Source organism: Anaerohalosphaeraceae bacterium (genome assembly GCA_035378985.1).
Classification (GTDB): Bacteria; Planctomycetota; Phycisphaerae; order Sedimentisphaerales; family Anaerohalosphaeraceae; genus JAHDQI01.
In genome coordinates this window covers 163820-177084 of record DAOSUR010000001.1, presented here as the reverse complement: position 1 = coordinate 177084, position 13265 = coordinate 163820, and the positions used below count along the sequence as shown (strand labels likewise).

17 protein-coding genes are annotated in these 13265 nt (G+C 45.0%); all 17 read right to left on the bottom strand.

Annotated features, from left to right (window positions below; translation table 11 throughout):
• Positions 1-826 precede the first annotated feature (826 nt).
• Positions 827-1105, bottom strand: coding sequence for a hypothetical protein (locus PKY88_00865; GenBank protein ID HOQ03752.1), 279 nt, complete (start codon positions 1103-1105; stop codon positions 827-829).
• Positions 1106-1405: 300 nt separating this feature from the next.
• Positions 1406-1948 carry a hypothetical protein gene (locus tag PKY88_00860; protein ID HOQ03751.1) on the bottom strand — a complete coding sequence of 181 codons (543 nt, stop codon included), beginning with the start codon at positions 1946-1948 and terminating at the stop codon, positions 1406-1408.
• A 188-nt stretch (positions 1949-2136) separates the two neighbouring features.
• Positions 2137-2712, bottom strand: a complete 576-nt coding sequence (locus PKY88_00855) for a hypothetical protein (GenBank protein ID HOQ03750.1) — start codon at positions 2710-2712, stop codon at positions 2137-2139.
• A complete protein-coding gene (locus PKY88_00850) occupies positions 2703-3428 on the bottom strand; it encodes an RHS repeat-associated core domain-containing protein (GenBank protein ID HOQ03749.1) in 726 nt (241 codons plus the stop codon). The genes PKY88_00855 and PKY88_00850 overlap by 10 nt, the downstream gene beginning before the upstream one ends.
• Before the next feature lie 11 nt (positions 3429-3439).
• Positions 3440-3973, bottom strand: coding sequence for a hypothetical protein (locus tag PKY88_00845; protein HOQ03748.1), 534 nt, complete (start codon positions 3971-3973; stop codon positions 3440-3442).
• A gap of 249 nt (positions 3974-4222) precedes the next feature.
• Positions 4223-4549, bottom strand: coding sequence for a hypothetical protein (locus PKY88_00840; GenBank protein HOQ03747.1), 327 nt, complete (start codon positions 4547-4549; stop codon positions 4223-4225).
• Between the two features lie 638 nt (positions 4550-5187).
• The gene (locus tag PKY88_00835; protein ID HOQ03746.1) at positions 5188-5793 is read right to left on the bottom strand and encodes a hypothetical protein; all 606 of its coding nucleotides are present in this window, start codon (positions 5791-5793) and stop codon (positions 5188-5190) included.
• A 158-nt stretch (positions 5794-5951) separates the two neighbouring features.
• Positions 5952-6620, bottom strand: coding sequence for a hypothetical protein (locus tag PKY88_00830; protein HOQ03745.1), 669 nt, complete (start codon positions 6618-6620; stop codon positions 5952-5954).
• The gene (locus PKY88_00825) at positions 6580-7392 is read right to left on the bottom strand and encodes an RHS repeat-associated core domain-containing protein (GenBank protein ID HOQ03744.1); all 813 of its coding nucleotides are present in this window, start codon (positions 7390-7392) and stop codon (positions 6580-6582) included. The genes PKY88_00830 and PKY88_00825 overlap by 41 nt, the downstream gene beginning before the upstream one ends.
• Positions 7393-7434: 42 nt before the next feature.
• Positions 7435-7884, bottom strand: coding sequence for a hypothetical protein (locus PKY88_00820; protein ID HOQ03743.1), 450 nt, complete (start codon positions 7882-7884; stop codon positions 7435-7437).
• 146 nt (positions 7885-8030) lie between these two features.
• The gene (locus tag PKY88_00815; GenBank protein ID HOQ03742.1) at positions 8031-8153 is read right to left on the bottom strand and encodes a hypothetical protein; all 123 of its coding nucleotides are present in this window, start codon (positions 8151-8153) and stop codon (positions 8031-8033) included.
• Positions 8154-8265: 112 nt separating this feature from the next.
• Entirely contained in the window at positions 8266-8871 is a 606-nt protein-coding gene (locus PKY88_00810) for a hypothetical protein (GenBank protein ID HOQ03741.1), read from the bottom strand.
• Between the two features lie 323 nt (positions 8872-9194).
• Entirely contained in the window at positions 9195-9761 is a 567-nt protein-coding gene (locus PKY88_00805) for a hypothetical protein (GenBank protein HOQ03740.1), read from the bottom strand.
• Between the two features lie 178 nt (positions 9762-9939).
• The gene (locus PKY88_00800; protein HOQ03739.1) at positions 9940-10722 is read right to left on the bottom strand and encodes an ankyrin repeat domain-containing protein; all 783 of its coding nucleotides are present in this window, start codon (positions 10720-10722) and stop codon (positions 9940-9942) included.
• Between the two features lies 1 nt (position 10723).
• On the bottom strand, positions 10724-11365 hold the full coding sequence (locus tag PKY88_00795) for a hypothetical protein (GenBank protein ID HOQ03738.1): 642 nt from the start codon (positions 11363-11365) through the stop codon (positions 10724-10726).
• A gap of 120 nt (positions 11366-11485) precedes the next feature.
• Positions 11486-12109, bottom strand: coding sequence for a hypothetical protein (locus tag PKY88_00790; GenBank protein HOQ03737.1), 624 nt, complete (start codon positions 12107-12109; stop codon positions 11486-11488).
• 334 nt (positions 12110-12443) lie between these two features.
• Entirely contained in the window at positions 12444-12995 is a 552-nt protein-coding gene (locus PKY88_00785; protein HOQ03736.1) for an RHS repeat-associated core domain-containing protein, read from the bottom strand.
• Positions 12996-13265 lie beyond the last annotated feature (270 nt).

The window sequence follows — 13265 nt, the reverse complement described above, 5'->3', positions numbered from 1 at the left end:
AGGGAAATCCGGCTGTTTTGGCCGAGTCCTCTTCGACACTCGTATCAGAAAAACATTTTCCAATAAAAGACCGCTTTTGTCAAGAAAAAAACCTCTTCAAAGCAGTTTTTCCCCAATTTTTCATTCTTCTTACTTCTTGTTTCTTCCTCCCCAGCGGGTCGGGCTGGAGGAACCGGCCGGTGTCCGGGGCATCATACCGGGCGCGATAGTACATAATTTCCAAAAATCCCGTTTGGGACATTCCCACCCGGTCCAATTCCCGCCCCGTAAAGGCGTAATAATTGCCCAGAATCTGCCAGGCCAGCCACGGTACCGACCCCCAAAAACGAGCAACATTGGCTTTCTGTTAATTACCAAATTCTATCAGTTTTGAGAATTGCCTGGCCAGACGATTTCTCCCTCTTTCATCACTTTTTTATTCTATTATTGTAATATTCAGAAAAGTAGGGGAGTTCGCATTTGTTTCCATAAGATATATACTCAAAGTCCTTCAGCATCTCCGCCGTTGCTCCATCGGTGTAATAGCCGTCCAATGCGATAATGATTGCATTTTCCAATGCACCATAAGGAGAAGCGGTTTGCGTTTTGCGAATTTCTTCGTTTGTTTTCGGAAGGAAAAAGACAAAAAACAACAAACCATGAATGATAGTTCTTCATTCTCGAAATCCTCAGGGACAAGTATTGGTTATTGCGTCTCCAGTACGTCCGGCAAAATCCCTGCAGTCCGACAGTGGGAATTGATAGATCCAACTCAGAGAGACGAGGTTTTGTTTCCACATATCAGCGGCATCACAGGAGATGCTGCCCATATAGAGTTCACAAGTGGTTACCCCTTTTGCTGTAGCTGTGGTGAAGTGTGCACGCTGTTTCCTTCTTCTTTCGCTTCATCAGATTCGCCGGCCTTAACCAATTCCATATATAAAGCCGTCGATAGTTTCCGATATGTTTTCGATAACAAAGACGACCAGAGGCCTGTAAAGAGCAGAACGGCTTGTCCCGTCTTTCTGTCAAGCAGGACCCCGTTTTTTTCTGCAAGGTCATTTTTATTAATTCCGTAGCGGATAAAAAACTTTTCAAAGGGAGCTCTTGACCAGGTTCCCTCCATTTTGCCTTCCGTGTCGTCCGCCGGGATTCGGCTGACAACCTCGATGATGTCACAGCGGACCTCATAAGTCTCTTTTTGATTCTCCGTTTCCGCTTTCAGGTACCCCTTTTCCAGGAGCTCCTGCCGGCTGAGGGGCATTCGGTGATGCTCCTGAATAAACAGTTTCAGACAGAGGAATAAACCTGGTAAACCGGAATCTCACAGCTGTATTTGATTTTCTGTATAGCGTATAGAGACAAAAGAAGCAGAATGGTCAATCTCAGCCATGTCCCCGTGTGCCGATGGTTTTACGGTTTTCTCTCATCTGTCTTGAAACAGGACTGTTGGGGTGATTGGCCCATCAGAATATTCGGGATACTTCTTGTGGAATAGAAAAAGAACCCAACCAGCAAAAAGAGAACTCCTTTGCCGATTGCCCACACAGTTTTGGAAAAATACAGCTGCTGAAGAATCTCCGGCAGACGGGGATTTCCGAACGGCGTTTCCGGATCGATTATGACCAACGAGAAGGAAAAGGAAAAAAACCAGTTCTCTGAGGCCTAACAGAAAGAACCAGATCCCCAGACATTTGACCAGAAGGGCGGCAATTATTCTGTTCATATCTTCATGGCTCTCATCGAGCGGCGGGATACGGCACAGGGAGAGCAGGAACTTTGCTGGCCTCAGAAGACAATAATAAAGACCGGCTAAAAAGAGCATCTCCACAGCCGCAGAGAGAGCATAGGTAGTTTTTTCAAAGATGCCGTATTGGCATCCGAAGAACAAGGAACTGACAAGCACGATACCGTTGTAAACGAAACGAGTCCCTGTAAAGAGAAGGAAAACCAGCCCCGTGGCTCTCAAAAACAATTTTTTGTTCTGTCTACGTTCACCGAACCGCCTTTCTCATGCAATGGCTGGAACAACCGCTAATGAACTGATTGTATCTTTCTTGAAAGTTATAAGAAGGCATTTTGATACTGTCAATGAATCTATCGGCCGTTTCATCAATGTTGCTTGTATATAATAATGACCAACAACTGGAATATGAGCTAATGCTCTTTTACGAAGTCAAGATATTCACAATAATCCGGGTCGCCTATGTGCTGCCACAAGATTAGGCGGCCGTTTTCCTTTGCAATATAGTAAGTCAGCGTCTTCCTATTTATTTGTGTTATTTCGATGCCCATGATGTTAAAACCACTCTGTGTTTCCTCAATGGATATGACAATCGCGGGCACATCCCGGGTTTTATGTCGTATGGAGACCGGTACTCTTTTGATTTCCCATGAACCTTCTTTCTCATGGATGTAGAGATTCATCTCCTCCTTTTTCCCAGGGAATGGGGGGATATAATTAAAAGTACTGACCATGCATTTCTTCTCCTCCAGGAAGCGGAGAACATGATCTTTCTGCCGGTTATAAGTCTTATATCCGTTTTTGACAAGAGAACGCACAGACCGGTCTGTTACAGTCCATACCCCAAGGATATCCTGGACAGAAGGCTCTTTTTCTATATGGCGATTCGGCAATCCTATGATCCTTCGGCAGCTGCTGAAGGATGCCATTGACAGAATAAATATAAATACGCCGCCCCATATCGCCGTATTTTTCTTTATCAGGAACAAGTGTTGCCCTCCATTGTTTCCGACCAATCCGCATTGATTCGGAAGGGAGTGCACCCGGGTAATTCTATCCCTATGTCAAATGGGTCTCGAAACCAGTCGCGGATTGAATAGTCGAATCGGCAGCGATAACGAAAACACTTTTGATCTCCGCAACACTTGATCAAAATGTTACAGTGATATTTTCTAAAGAATGTACTGTGTCCAATGACAAATAACCCGGGATCAGATGTTACATTTGTTGTAGTTTTGTCCTCGTCTTGGATAGGAAAAATTCTCCACAAAGTCCCGCTGCATTGAAAATGGTTGACAATACGAATCACTTTCAAAAATACATCCGTTTGATAAGAGGCTGTTTTCAAAAATACATCCGGAGCATTTTTGAAAGCATCCAATAAGCCGATGTCTTTTAAATTGATCGGATCTTCCTTTCGGTAAGGGGCTTTTCCAAAACAGTAATGCTCCAGAAAATCACTTGTCCCCCATTTGGAGGATTCCCATGGATAAGGTGCTTCAATACAGCACAATCCCATATAATCGAGTTTATGTAAAGGGTAGCTGTCTACATATTCATATAGATTCATCCCGTCCGCCGGGTCGGGCTGGAGGAACCGGCCGGTGTCCGGGTCATAATACCGGGCGCGATAGTACAGTATTTCCAAAAATCCCGTTTGGGACGTTCCCACCCGGTCCAATTCCCGCCCCGTAAAGCGGCTCAATCTGAGGATATCTACTTTTTTTCCTCGCCGGTTTCTTTTCCCTCGTTTTTCATTAATTCTTTATAGAGAGCCGCCGATAGTTTCCTATAAGTTCCAGATAAAATAAAAGACTTCGGTCCTGTAAATAATAGAACTTTCTCTCCTGTGATTTTATCACACACAATATCATCTCTAACAAAAAAATCTTCTTTTTGAATTCCATATCTTATAAAGAATTCCATATATGGAACGATGAGCCAGCACTCCAAAATATTCTCGTTTTCCGCAGCAGGCACCCTTGTGAAAATCTCTATAAGGTCACAGCGTATCGAATAAAAATGTTTGTCATCTTCCCCTTCAACCCGCAAATAGCCCTTTTCCATAAGTTCTTTTTGACTCGTGGGCATTCTTTTGTTTTCTTGGATGAACAATTTAAGGCACGAATAAACTTGATAGATCGGGATTTCGCACTGATATTTGATTACGGCCGACACATACCCCGCCGCAAGAATCAAAATAACTGCCAATGATAGTCTTCTGATACATTTTAATCCGGTCAACTTCATACTCTCTTTCTTCGAGTACATTCGAAGATTATGGACATTCATTTTTTAATAGGGAATAAGCTGAACAACTGTTGCCCAAGCAAAATAAACCGGTCCAGAATCTCGTGGTCGCTTCCCCAAATGCATGCCGGTATGTGTCTGCTGTTCTGCAACCGATTCTTGCATTTGCAAGTGTTATGCCTGTTCCTTCTCTCTTGTCAGGAATACCTGGCGTTACTATAAATTTTCCTCCGCTGCCTGCAAAAATCGTTATGAGATATGCAGGGCCTCCTTAACAACCACCCAAAAATGTGAAAGGACGCCGGATAAATCACTTTTTACGCCTTCCAATGTAGCGTCACACCAGCAGCATTCTCCGGCGTGCCAGTCGTAAACGGAGACGTCTTTTTGATTTCGATAATAACAGCGGCAAACCTGGCCGAGAGGATTCCCCTGCGGATTGGGAATCGTTTCCTGCGTGCAGGTGCTTCGAAATCCTGGAATGACAAGGCCGTCAGGAAGAACAACGGCGGGATACTGTTCGGCTCTTTTTACCTTGCAGCAGACCTGCTGATTGTTTTTTACTGTTAAACCCATAGGGTCCTTTTGATGAATGGGATTCGAATCCACATACTCATACCCATTCATTCCGTCGGCGTACCGGCTTGTCGGGCCGAAGTCTGACTCAAATATTCAGATGATATAAAAGGCTCAAGAGACTATAGGCTTTCGTTCTTCTTTTTCATCTCCGACATTTTCCTGTACAGCTCAATAGAATAGTCCCTGTATGGAACAAAAAGCCGACACGGTCCGTTAATCAGCAGAACTGGCTGATTGGTACGTTTGTCTACCAATCGTCCATTCAATAATTGCAAGTCCTCATACTGGGTATTATATTTTATGGTGAAATTCCTAAAACGAAAACATCTGCGGAATTCAGGAGAAGGTGCGTTTCTATTGCGAACCAATATGTATATGTATGAACGCTCTGATTCTGTTGAATTCTCTATTTTCAAGAAGCCTTTTTGAAGCAGCTCTTCTTCACTGGAAGGAAATACGCCGGCGTTCTGTTCAAGATAATACAAGAGACATTCTTTGAGTGGTTCAAGATTGTGTCTATAGCCGATAGGAAGAGCCTTCCATAAGTGCCATAACACATACGAACCGCTACAAAGCAAAAGTGCTGAAACATAAACCAGATCCAATTTCCGAAAGATTTTCACCGCTTGATCTCCTTATGGACAGAGGTCCAGAACGGTATTGGATATTTCATGCGCCCAAATCCAGCAGTTGTGGCGAACACTCCAATAGGTATCTGCAGATGCAATCATTTTGGCCTGCTCCGCGTTTTTACAGCTGATTCGCCCTTTATGACTCCATGAATAGCCTTTCAGATTCATATTGCCTCCTTCTTTTATTTGTGGCAACACACGAACTCCACCAATGATTAGTTCTCTTATTGAATCGATTTCCGCGGTCGCCGGTGTTGTCTCCGCAGTAAAATCCAAAGAAGGATTCTTTTCACATTTAACGTAAAACTTGGTGTGATATCTGACATCGGAATCCGCAATTGAAGGGTTTGTTACCCATCCTATATAGACGTCACACCAGCAGCATTCTCCGGTGTGCCAGTCATAAACGGAAACGTCTTTTTGATTTCGATAATAACAGCGGCAAACCTGGCCGGGAGGATTCCCCTGCGGATTGGGAATCGTTTCCTGCGTGCAGGTGCTTCGAAATCCTGGAATGACAAGGCCGTCAGGAAGAACAACGGCGGGATACTGTTCGGCTCTTTTTACCTTGCAGCAGACCTGCTGATTGTTTTTTACTGTTAAACCCATAGGGTCCTTTTGATGAATGGGATTCGAATCCACATACTCATACCCATTCATTCCGTCGGTGTACTGGTTTGTCGGACCAAAGGGGTTAATGCCTCCGCCGGCAACCGCATAATTAGGGCTATTCTCTAAGGTGAAGAGTTCTATGCGCGGCTATGTTTCTATTTCCGATTATTTCTTTTTAACCATTCAAAGTCTCGCGGCATCTCTATGAATGGTTCAAATAATACAATATTGCTTATATGGCCTTTCTTATCATATACTTTTATTTCAACTGTAATCTTATCTTTTTCGGGAATAGAGATAAATAAAGTGGGACGAAGAGGATATTCAGAATCTGCAGCCGGAGCCCCATGAATCTGTTGTTCCCCGATTGCTCTCGGTTTAAATTCTATACACTGGAAATGCCCCACGTGTTTGTCTGTAAACAGCGGATAGGTCTCTTCCATGGTAATTGTGTTGCCGTTTTCGGCCAGTACTTCTTTAATGATTAAACCATCTATGTCGAACTCTTCATCGGACATAACCAGGTTAATAAACCATTGTCCTTTTTTTGATTGTACATAACCGGCATGCAGCAGAACGGGTACGGGGTCGATTCGTCTGTTATTCCATTTGCGAAGCGTCTTTGCAGCCAGCTCTTTTGTCTGAGAAGGAAAGTCGGAAGACTTCATAATGCTTCTGCAGATGCTTTCCACCTGCATCTGACGGAAATCTTTTGTTTCCGGAGATTTGTAAACGCATCCGGCAATCTGCCAGAAAATAAAAAAGATATGCCAGAATCCCTTTTTAGTTTTTATACAATACATCTTCCAGTGTCTGCTGCCCATGATTAACTCCTTCCATTTCATGTTGGAACATCTGTATGCAGTCATCAAAACTGTTTACTGCATCGGCAAGGTTTGGATAGAAACCTCCGACAGTGTTGTCTCCACACAAATAATAAGTAATGTATGGTTCCCTCCATTTCCAACTTCTTTTACACCAAAGAAAACCGCATCTTTTCTGCCCGCATTGTCTGATTCTGATCTTTAAATAGGCATCATATCCTGCATCTTCAAGATACTTTAAGATCCAATTGATTTCATTTATAATTCTCTCAACAGATTCATTCACAGGCAAACTATAACCCAACTCAATTAACCAGCCAGCAATTTCTTCAGCACTCATTGTTCCAGTGAGGATCATGACAACAAGCTGAGCCCAATCTGTTTGATTCAGGCCTGTTATGGCAGATGTACTGGCTCTATAGATATCATGCCAACCAGGGCGTACGTGATAAGGTGTCACAATATTATCAAGTATTTCATATTCTACCTGTCTTGGAGAACACTCATCGATACAAGTGAGCCCCATAAAATCGGTAAATCGAGCAGGGTTGTTCCTAACATACGAGTATAAACATGTTCCGTCGATATATCCCAGCGGGTCGGGCTGGAGGAACCGGCCGGTGTCCTGGTCGTAATACCGGGCGCGATAATACATAATTTCCAAAATGCCTGTTTGGGAAGTTCCCACCCGGTCCAATTCCCGCCCTGTAAAGGCGTAATAATTGCCCAGAATCTGCCGGGCCGGCTGTGCCCGTACCCTTTGGAACGACAAAGAATCGGTTGGCGTACATATAGAGTGCTTTCATCGGCATCTTTATTCCTTTTCTAAGTAACTTAGAATTCGTTCGATTGGAAGGGGGGAAGACATTCTCTCGTCTATCTTTGCGGCAAGAAGAGTCTTTCCTAAATGATTTGGGTCAGTACTCTCGCATTTTAGAGGCCGCCAGTCATTAGGATGATTTAAACCGTAGGTATAAAATTCTACAATTTTGTTCTCTTCCGTTTTGTAACAAAGGAAAAGAGACCATTTGCCGTCGCTCCATTCCGTAGTGATGAGAAGAAAACAGATTTGCTGATTGTCCGGATCTCTTGCCGTATAAAGACGGTCCTCACTGGGGATTTCGCGGAAACTTCTGTGCTCCACTTCCTCGATGAGCAGAAGTTTTCCCAGTGTAGCGTTGTCCGACCCATCCAGTTTCAGCGGCAGCCACTGCTTCGGATCGTTCAGACATGCTGTCGAAAAACATACGATGCTGTGATGCACTTAATCCATCCGGGTCTGTTTTAACAACAGGATTAGACGATGCATATTCATACGCATTCATTCCGTCGGTGTACTGGCTTGTCGGGCCGAAGGGGTTAATGCCTCCGCCGGCCGGGGCATCATAGCGTGCCTGATAACTTGAGGACTTATCTGACGCCTGTAAGAACAGCCAGCCACAGAAGCAGCCGCAAAAGCAGCACAAACAGCAAGACCCCTCCGCCGCACAGCAAAAAAAGAAAGATTGGTTCCAGCTCAAAATACTTTTTCATATTCTTCGTTTATGTTGGAGAAGGCATCTTCCCTTTTCATTAACAAGGGGCTGCCGTTTCCTCCAACAAAGTCTTTTATCTGTACAATTTTACTGCCGGTGAACGGCTCGTTTTACTTTCTTTTCTCTTGCCCCCACATATTCTCATAATCTATTTCGTCCGCCTTTTTTCCCCACTCTTCTTTCGGGAGCGACTCTTTATATTGTTTTACAAAGACGGCCTGTTCCGACCTTTCCGTGGAATAGATGAGAGTGACATACAGGGTAGTCAAATCCTTTTTAGGCGGCTTGTATCGATAACAGAAATAGACAGTGACGCATTCATCTTTCTCCGGATGCCCCCATCTTTCGGTCCACTCCAGGTAAATAAATCCGGGTTCGGTATGCTTGTTCGAGTACCATCCGTAAGAGCATTCTTCCGTCCGGCTGTATAAAAGGTATTTCAAACGAAAAAACCCTGCGCTCGACAGTTCATTCTGAACATAGCTCATCGTATTTCGGGGCGGGAAAGGCTCTTCCACAAAATAGGACAGAGAATAGGCCCCTTCGATGATATCGGCGTTTTCCGGTGTCGCATATCGAATACGGCTTGCTGTCTCCGGAGCGTTCAGAAAGGCCGGAAAATCAGAAGGCCTGACAGGGCTGCCGTTGTTTTTGTGCCGAGTACATCCAAAGCCGACAAAAACGAGAGTCAAGAGTACAGTGTAATATTTACCCATAATATCCTTTACTCATTTAACTTGCTGCAATCCAAAGCGTCATTGATTTTTATTCTTTGTCATCAAAGCCTTATCGATATAACTTCGATACGGATCGCCGATCGGCATCCTCTAACACAAATTCGTGTATTTGTATCCTGTTGTCTTGAGGCTTAACGATACATTCGGTTCCCTTAATTGGTTTTCAGGCAAATGTCTATAAGATTTAAGAACAGGGATCATCATTGTCATAAAAGTCGATATCAAGAAAAGTATTATAATTGTAAAAAAGACAACAAGAAGAAATAGAAGTGTCTTGCTGATTTTCATAATCTCTCTCCTTGTCAAGGGCAGCTATTAATGGTTTGAAAGAATAAAGACGATGCAAATTCAAAACAATTTCCATTGCCAGGAATACCAGGTATTCTGAGGGAACTAAAATACCAAGACGCTCCATCCAAAGATTTTAAGGACATAGCCTGTGCGCAAGAAATCTTTGAGGATGCCAAAGAGAGATAAAGATTGTTGTAAACATCATCACTGGGTTTTTCGACATGGATGACAGCACGTTTATCCCAAGCACCAAAAGTGTCGGGATATACATGGATAATAAACGAATCATTCTCGCAGACAATACGCACTCGAGTATGAAAGATAGATTCTAAATAAATGGTGCACCAGCAGCATTCTCCGGTGTGCCAGTCGTAAACGGAGACGTTTTTCTGGTTTCGATAATGACAGCGGCAAACCCGGCCGGCAGGGTTTCCCTGCGGATTGGGAATCGTCTCCTGCGTGCAGGTGCTTCGAAACCCTGGAATGACAAGGCCGTCAGGAAGAACAACGGCGGGATACTGTTCGACTCTTTTTATCTTGCAGCAGACCTGCTGATTGTTTTTCGCTGTTAAACCCATAGGGTCCTTTTGATGAATGGGATTCGAATCCACATACTCATACCTGTTCATTCCGTCGGAGTACTGTCTTGTCGGAGCGAAGGAGTTAAAATTTCCGCCGGCCGGGTCAAGGCCCAGCGGGTCGGGCTGGAGGAATCGGCCGGCATCCGAGGCATAAGACCGTTATTCCAGAGTCAGATTATTTGCTGTAATGTTCCGGCAGTTGCTCCGGAATATCCTCCATTACCCGTTCATACCATTTTATATAGTCCTTAAGCTGTTCCCCTTCCAACCGGCAAGTCTCATGTTCGCCGGGCAGTTCCAGTACAGCCCCGCAGTCGGCCAGAAATTCTGCTTTTCGAAAACAACGGCTGCCGAGTGTTGCCTCAAAAATGCTGCATCCGTTGAGGCAAAAATTGAGATCCGCTCCATGGTCCAGCAGCATTCGGATAATCGTAAAATCCGATGCTGTTTCCCTGCGGTTGTCGCAGACAAGCCACAGAGGGGACCGCCCGACAAAATCAAGAGCGTTAACCTGGGCTCCATGTTCAAGCAGAAGCCGAACCATTGCTTCGTGAGAATAAAGACAGGCGTTGTGAAGAGGGGTGTATAATGAGCCGCATCGAATATTGACATCGGCTCCGTGCTGAATAAGAAGAAGTGCAATCTCCTGTCGTCCCCAGGTGCTGGCCCAATGCAAAGGAGCTTCTGAAAATTTGCCCGCTTTTTCATTCACATCCGCTCCTTTTTCAAGTAAATAGCGGACCATTTCCTGATTATTGCAAACGATGGCCGCATACAGTAAGTTGTATCCATTGCGGACGGATGTTTTAATCAGCTGGGGATTTTTCTTCAAAAGAGATTTGACCGTTTCCCAGTCGTTTTTCTGAACGGCTTTTTCCAGTTGTTCTTTGTCGTTTTGACAACCGAGGAAAAAGAGGAAACAAATCGTTAGATTTAAGACAGCCACTCTATTCTTCATATTACCATAATTCTCCGTCTGTCGGCTTCAAAACGCTGCGAGGAACCGGATGGTTGCTGGGGTCAAAATCACAAGAACATCTATAGCGTCGACTGCCTCTGAAATCTTTTTCTTCTTTGAGTTTGCCATTGATAAATGTATTGAAGACTGCATATTCTCTTTTAAGGGCGGACGTTCTTCGATTGCAGCACCATTTTCGGTAGGTTATCACCGATCGAAAGATACACTCACATCCCTCCGGTTTTGCGTAATGTTTCCAAATAGAGTCATCCAGCGGGTAACGCATTCGAACCCAACCTATCCTGCCGCTTCTGCCGGCTCCGCAGTCCGGATAGGGATTGGGAATCTTAAATTCCTGCAGGTAATATCCCACATTACCCAAATACTCCCACGCAAAGTTTTCAAATCGCCATACACAAGGGGACTTGGATTCAGGGGTTGGCAGGTTGATTGGATACATCGGGCCGCATCCCGGGCCAATCGGCCAATAAGGAATTGTCGCCGGTCCTTCTGCATCGAAAAAGAGTAGCGGAAAACTTTTGACATATTCATACGCATTCATTCCGTCGGTGTACCGGCTTGTCGGGCCGAAGGGGTTGACGCCTTTGCTGCTGAAGGGGATAAAACCATACTGCACCAACATGAATTTGCTGTCGGGTAAAAACGGTCTGTGCGGGCAGTAAATTGTCCAGGCACAGACTATTGCAGCCGTATCAAGACGTTTTCGTCAAGTACGCCGCAGAATATGATGTATGTAGGATTGTTATTTTGTTTCTTTGTCTTCCGAAGAGGGAGATTTCTTATTATGAAAAGAATCGCTGCTGGCATTCTCCCAGGTTTCATTTACTATTTTGATAGTGCCTGATTCATCGATACTATATGTCCCGTCCTTTATTGGGACTGAATTGCCTGAATTTGCCAATGAAAGGGTGGGCAGGCAGCCGTCAATATAGAAGAATTTGGTCTGCTTTTCATGAACCACCAAACCGTAACGAGATTGGGAGCCGGCAATTTTCACTTCTGGAGTACGGCATTTGAATGCTGCAGGTTGTTCCGAAGTTTCAATAACACACCGGCCAAATCGAAGAAAGATTTCTTCGGGAGAAGAGAAGATGACTTCTGCAGGAGAATACAGGGTTACCATCGCCCCTGAAAGAAGTCTGATCTTGACTTTTCCTTTTAAGAGGCAGATTGTTCCTTTATTTATGTCGCCTTTTCCGACAGGAATCATGGATGTTTCACTGTCGGATTCAATTATTCGGCCGACTACGTTGGGGGGCAAACTGCTGTCTGCTGGAGTCAGATGTGTATATACGACAATAAAAAGAGCGGCAAAAACAGCAAGTGTACCTATCAGGAACAAAAAGATTCGATTCAGCAGATTCATTTTCTACCTCGGTTCACAAGGACACATAATGCTTAATGTTTCTGAAGCTAGGTCCGCATGATAATTCACGATGAACCCGATATGTTTCTGGACAGTGACTGTGTAGATTATCCAGTAAGCCTTTTTGCATCGGTCGTGTATGCAATCTACATAACCGCTCAAATCTGTGGTGTAATAAGAAAACCATATTCCTGCCCCCACGTTACCAGGGAGTTTGATGCCGATATCGCCAAGGCCTTCCCAGTGTACGCCGGTTATGCCTACAGATTTTGTTTCGCAATCCCATCGAAAGTATCCTTTTAAGGAACCCCAGTAGTACCCCGCAAGTCCCCAATCAATCTGACTGAAATGCTTCTGTGCCTAGCCCGAGGCTGTCAATGAATTTCAAAGGATCGGATTGGAAGGCCTTGTAAAGGTTCGGTCCATTTTCATATTGTCGCAAAGGATAGAACAGATTCTCTTGTCCGCCGGCCGGGTCAAGGCCCAGCGGGTCGGGCTGGAGGAACCAGCTGCTGTCCGGGTCATAATACCGGGCGCGATAGTACATAATTTCCAAAAATCCCGTTTGGGACGTTCCCACCCGGTCCAATTCCCGCCCCGTAAAGGCGTAATAATTGCCCAGAATCTGCCAAGCCAGCCACGGCACCGAACCCCACGTTGCCGAATAGGGCCGCATTCGACCGTAAACATCGTATTCATAGCGTCTTACGACCGTTCCGGCCGCATCGAACAGCACGGCCGGACTGTACAGATGGTCATGACCGTAGAGATACTCCGTCCCCGTCGGCTGCCGCATCATCAAAACCTCATCGATGTAGTTGCCGAATACAAACGTCCGCGAATCGCTTTCTATTCCGCTGCTGCTGACCGAGGTCCGCAGCAACACCCGCTGGTCATCGTAATAATACCGCTCGGCCGTGTTGTTTGGATTGAGCTTCTCAATCCGCCGCCCAAGTGCATCATTTCTCCAACCAGCAAAAAAGTTGCAGACCCAAAATGTCTTTTATTGCCTCGCTTTTTTTAGCCGTCTCATCCGGCCTGCTCTTCCAGCCGGAAAGCCGCTTCATCCATTCCACATCCCGCAGGACACACAGCCGGTGTGTCGGCATGGACCGCTGGGCCGTCGAAAACAGCACGATACCCTCCTTTCCTTGTG

Coding starts and splice junctions, on each gene's coding strand:
- PKY88_00865 (HOQ03752.1), bottom strand. CDS start 1,105: ATGGAGGGAACCTGGTCAAGAGCTCCCTTTGAAAAGTTTTTTATCCGC.
- PKY88_00845 (HOQ03748.1), bottom strand. CDS start 3,973: ATGAAGTTGACCGGATTAAAATGTATCAGAAGACTATCATTGGCAGTT.
- PKY88_00840 (HOQ03747.1), bottom strand. CDS start 4,549: ATGGGTTTAACAGTAAAAAACAATCAGCAGGTCTGCTGCAAGGTAAAA.
- PKY88_00835 (HOQ03746.1), bottom strand. CDS start 5,793: ATGGGTTTAACAGTAAAAAACAATCAGCAGGTCTGCTGCAAGGTAAAA.
- PKY88_00830 (HOQ03745.1), bottom strand. CDS start 6,620: ATGGGCAGCAGACACTGGAAGATGTATTGTATAAAAACTAAAAAGGGA.
- PKY88_00815 (HOQ03742.1), bottom strand. CDS start 8,153: ATGAAAAAGTATTTTGAGCTGGAACCAATCTTTCTTTTTTTGCTGTGC.
- PKY88_00810 (HOQ03741.1), bottom strand. CDS start 8,871: ATGGGTAAATATTACACTGTACTCTTGACTCTCGTTTTTGTCGGCTTT.
- PKY88_00805 (HOQ03740.1), bottom strand. CDS start 9,761: ATGGGTTTAACAGCGAAAAACAATCAGCAGGTCTGCTGCAAGATAAAA.
- PKY88_00800 (HOQ03739.1), bottom strand. CDS start 10,722: ATGAAGAATAGAGTGGCTGTCTTAAATCTAACGATTTGTTTCCTCTTT.
- PKY88_00795 (HOQ03738.1), bottom strand. CDS start 11,365: ATGTTGGTGCAGTATGGTTTTATCCCCTTCAGCAGCAAAGGCGTCAAC.
- PKY88_00790 (HOQ03737.1), bottom strand. CDS start 12,109: ATGAATCTGCTGAATCGAATCTTTTTGTTCCTGATAGGTACACTTGCT.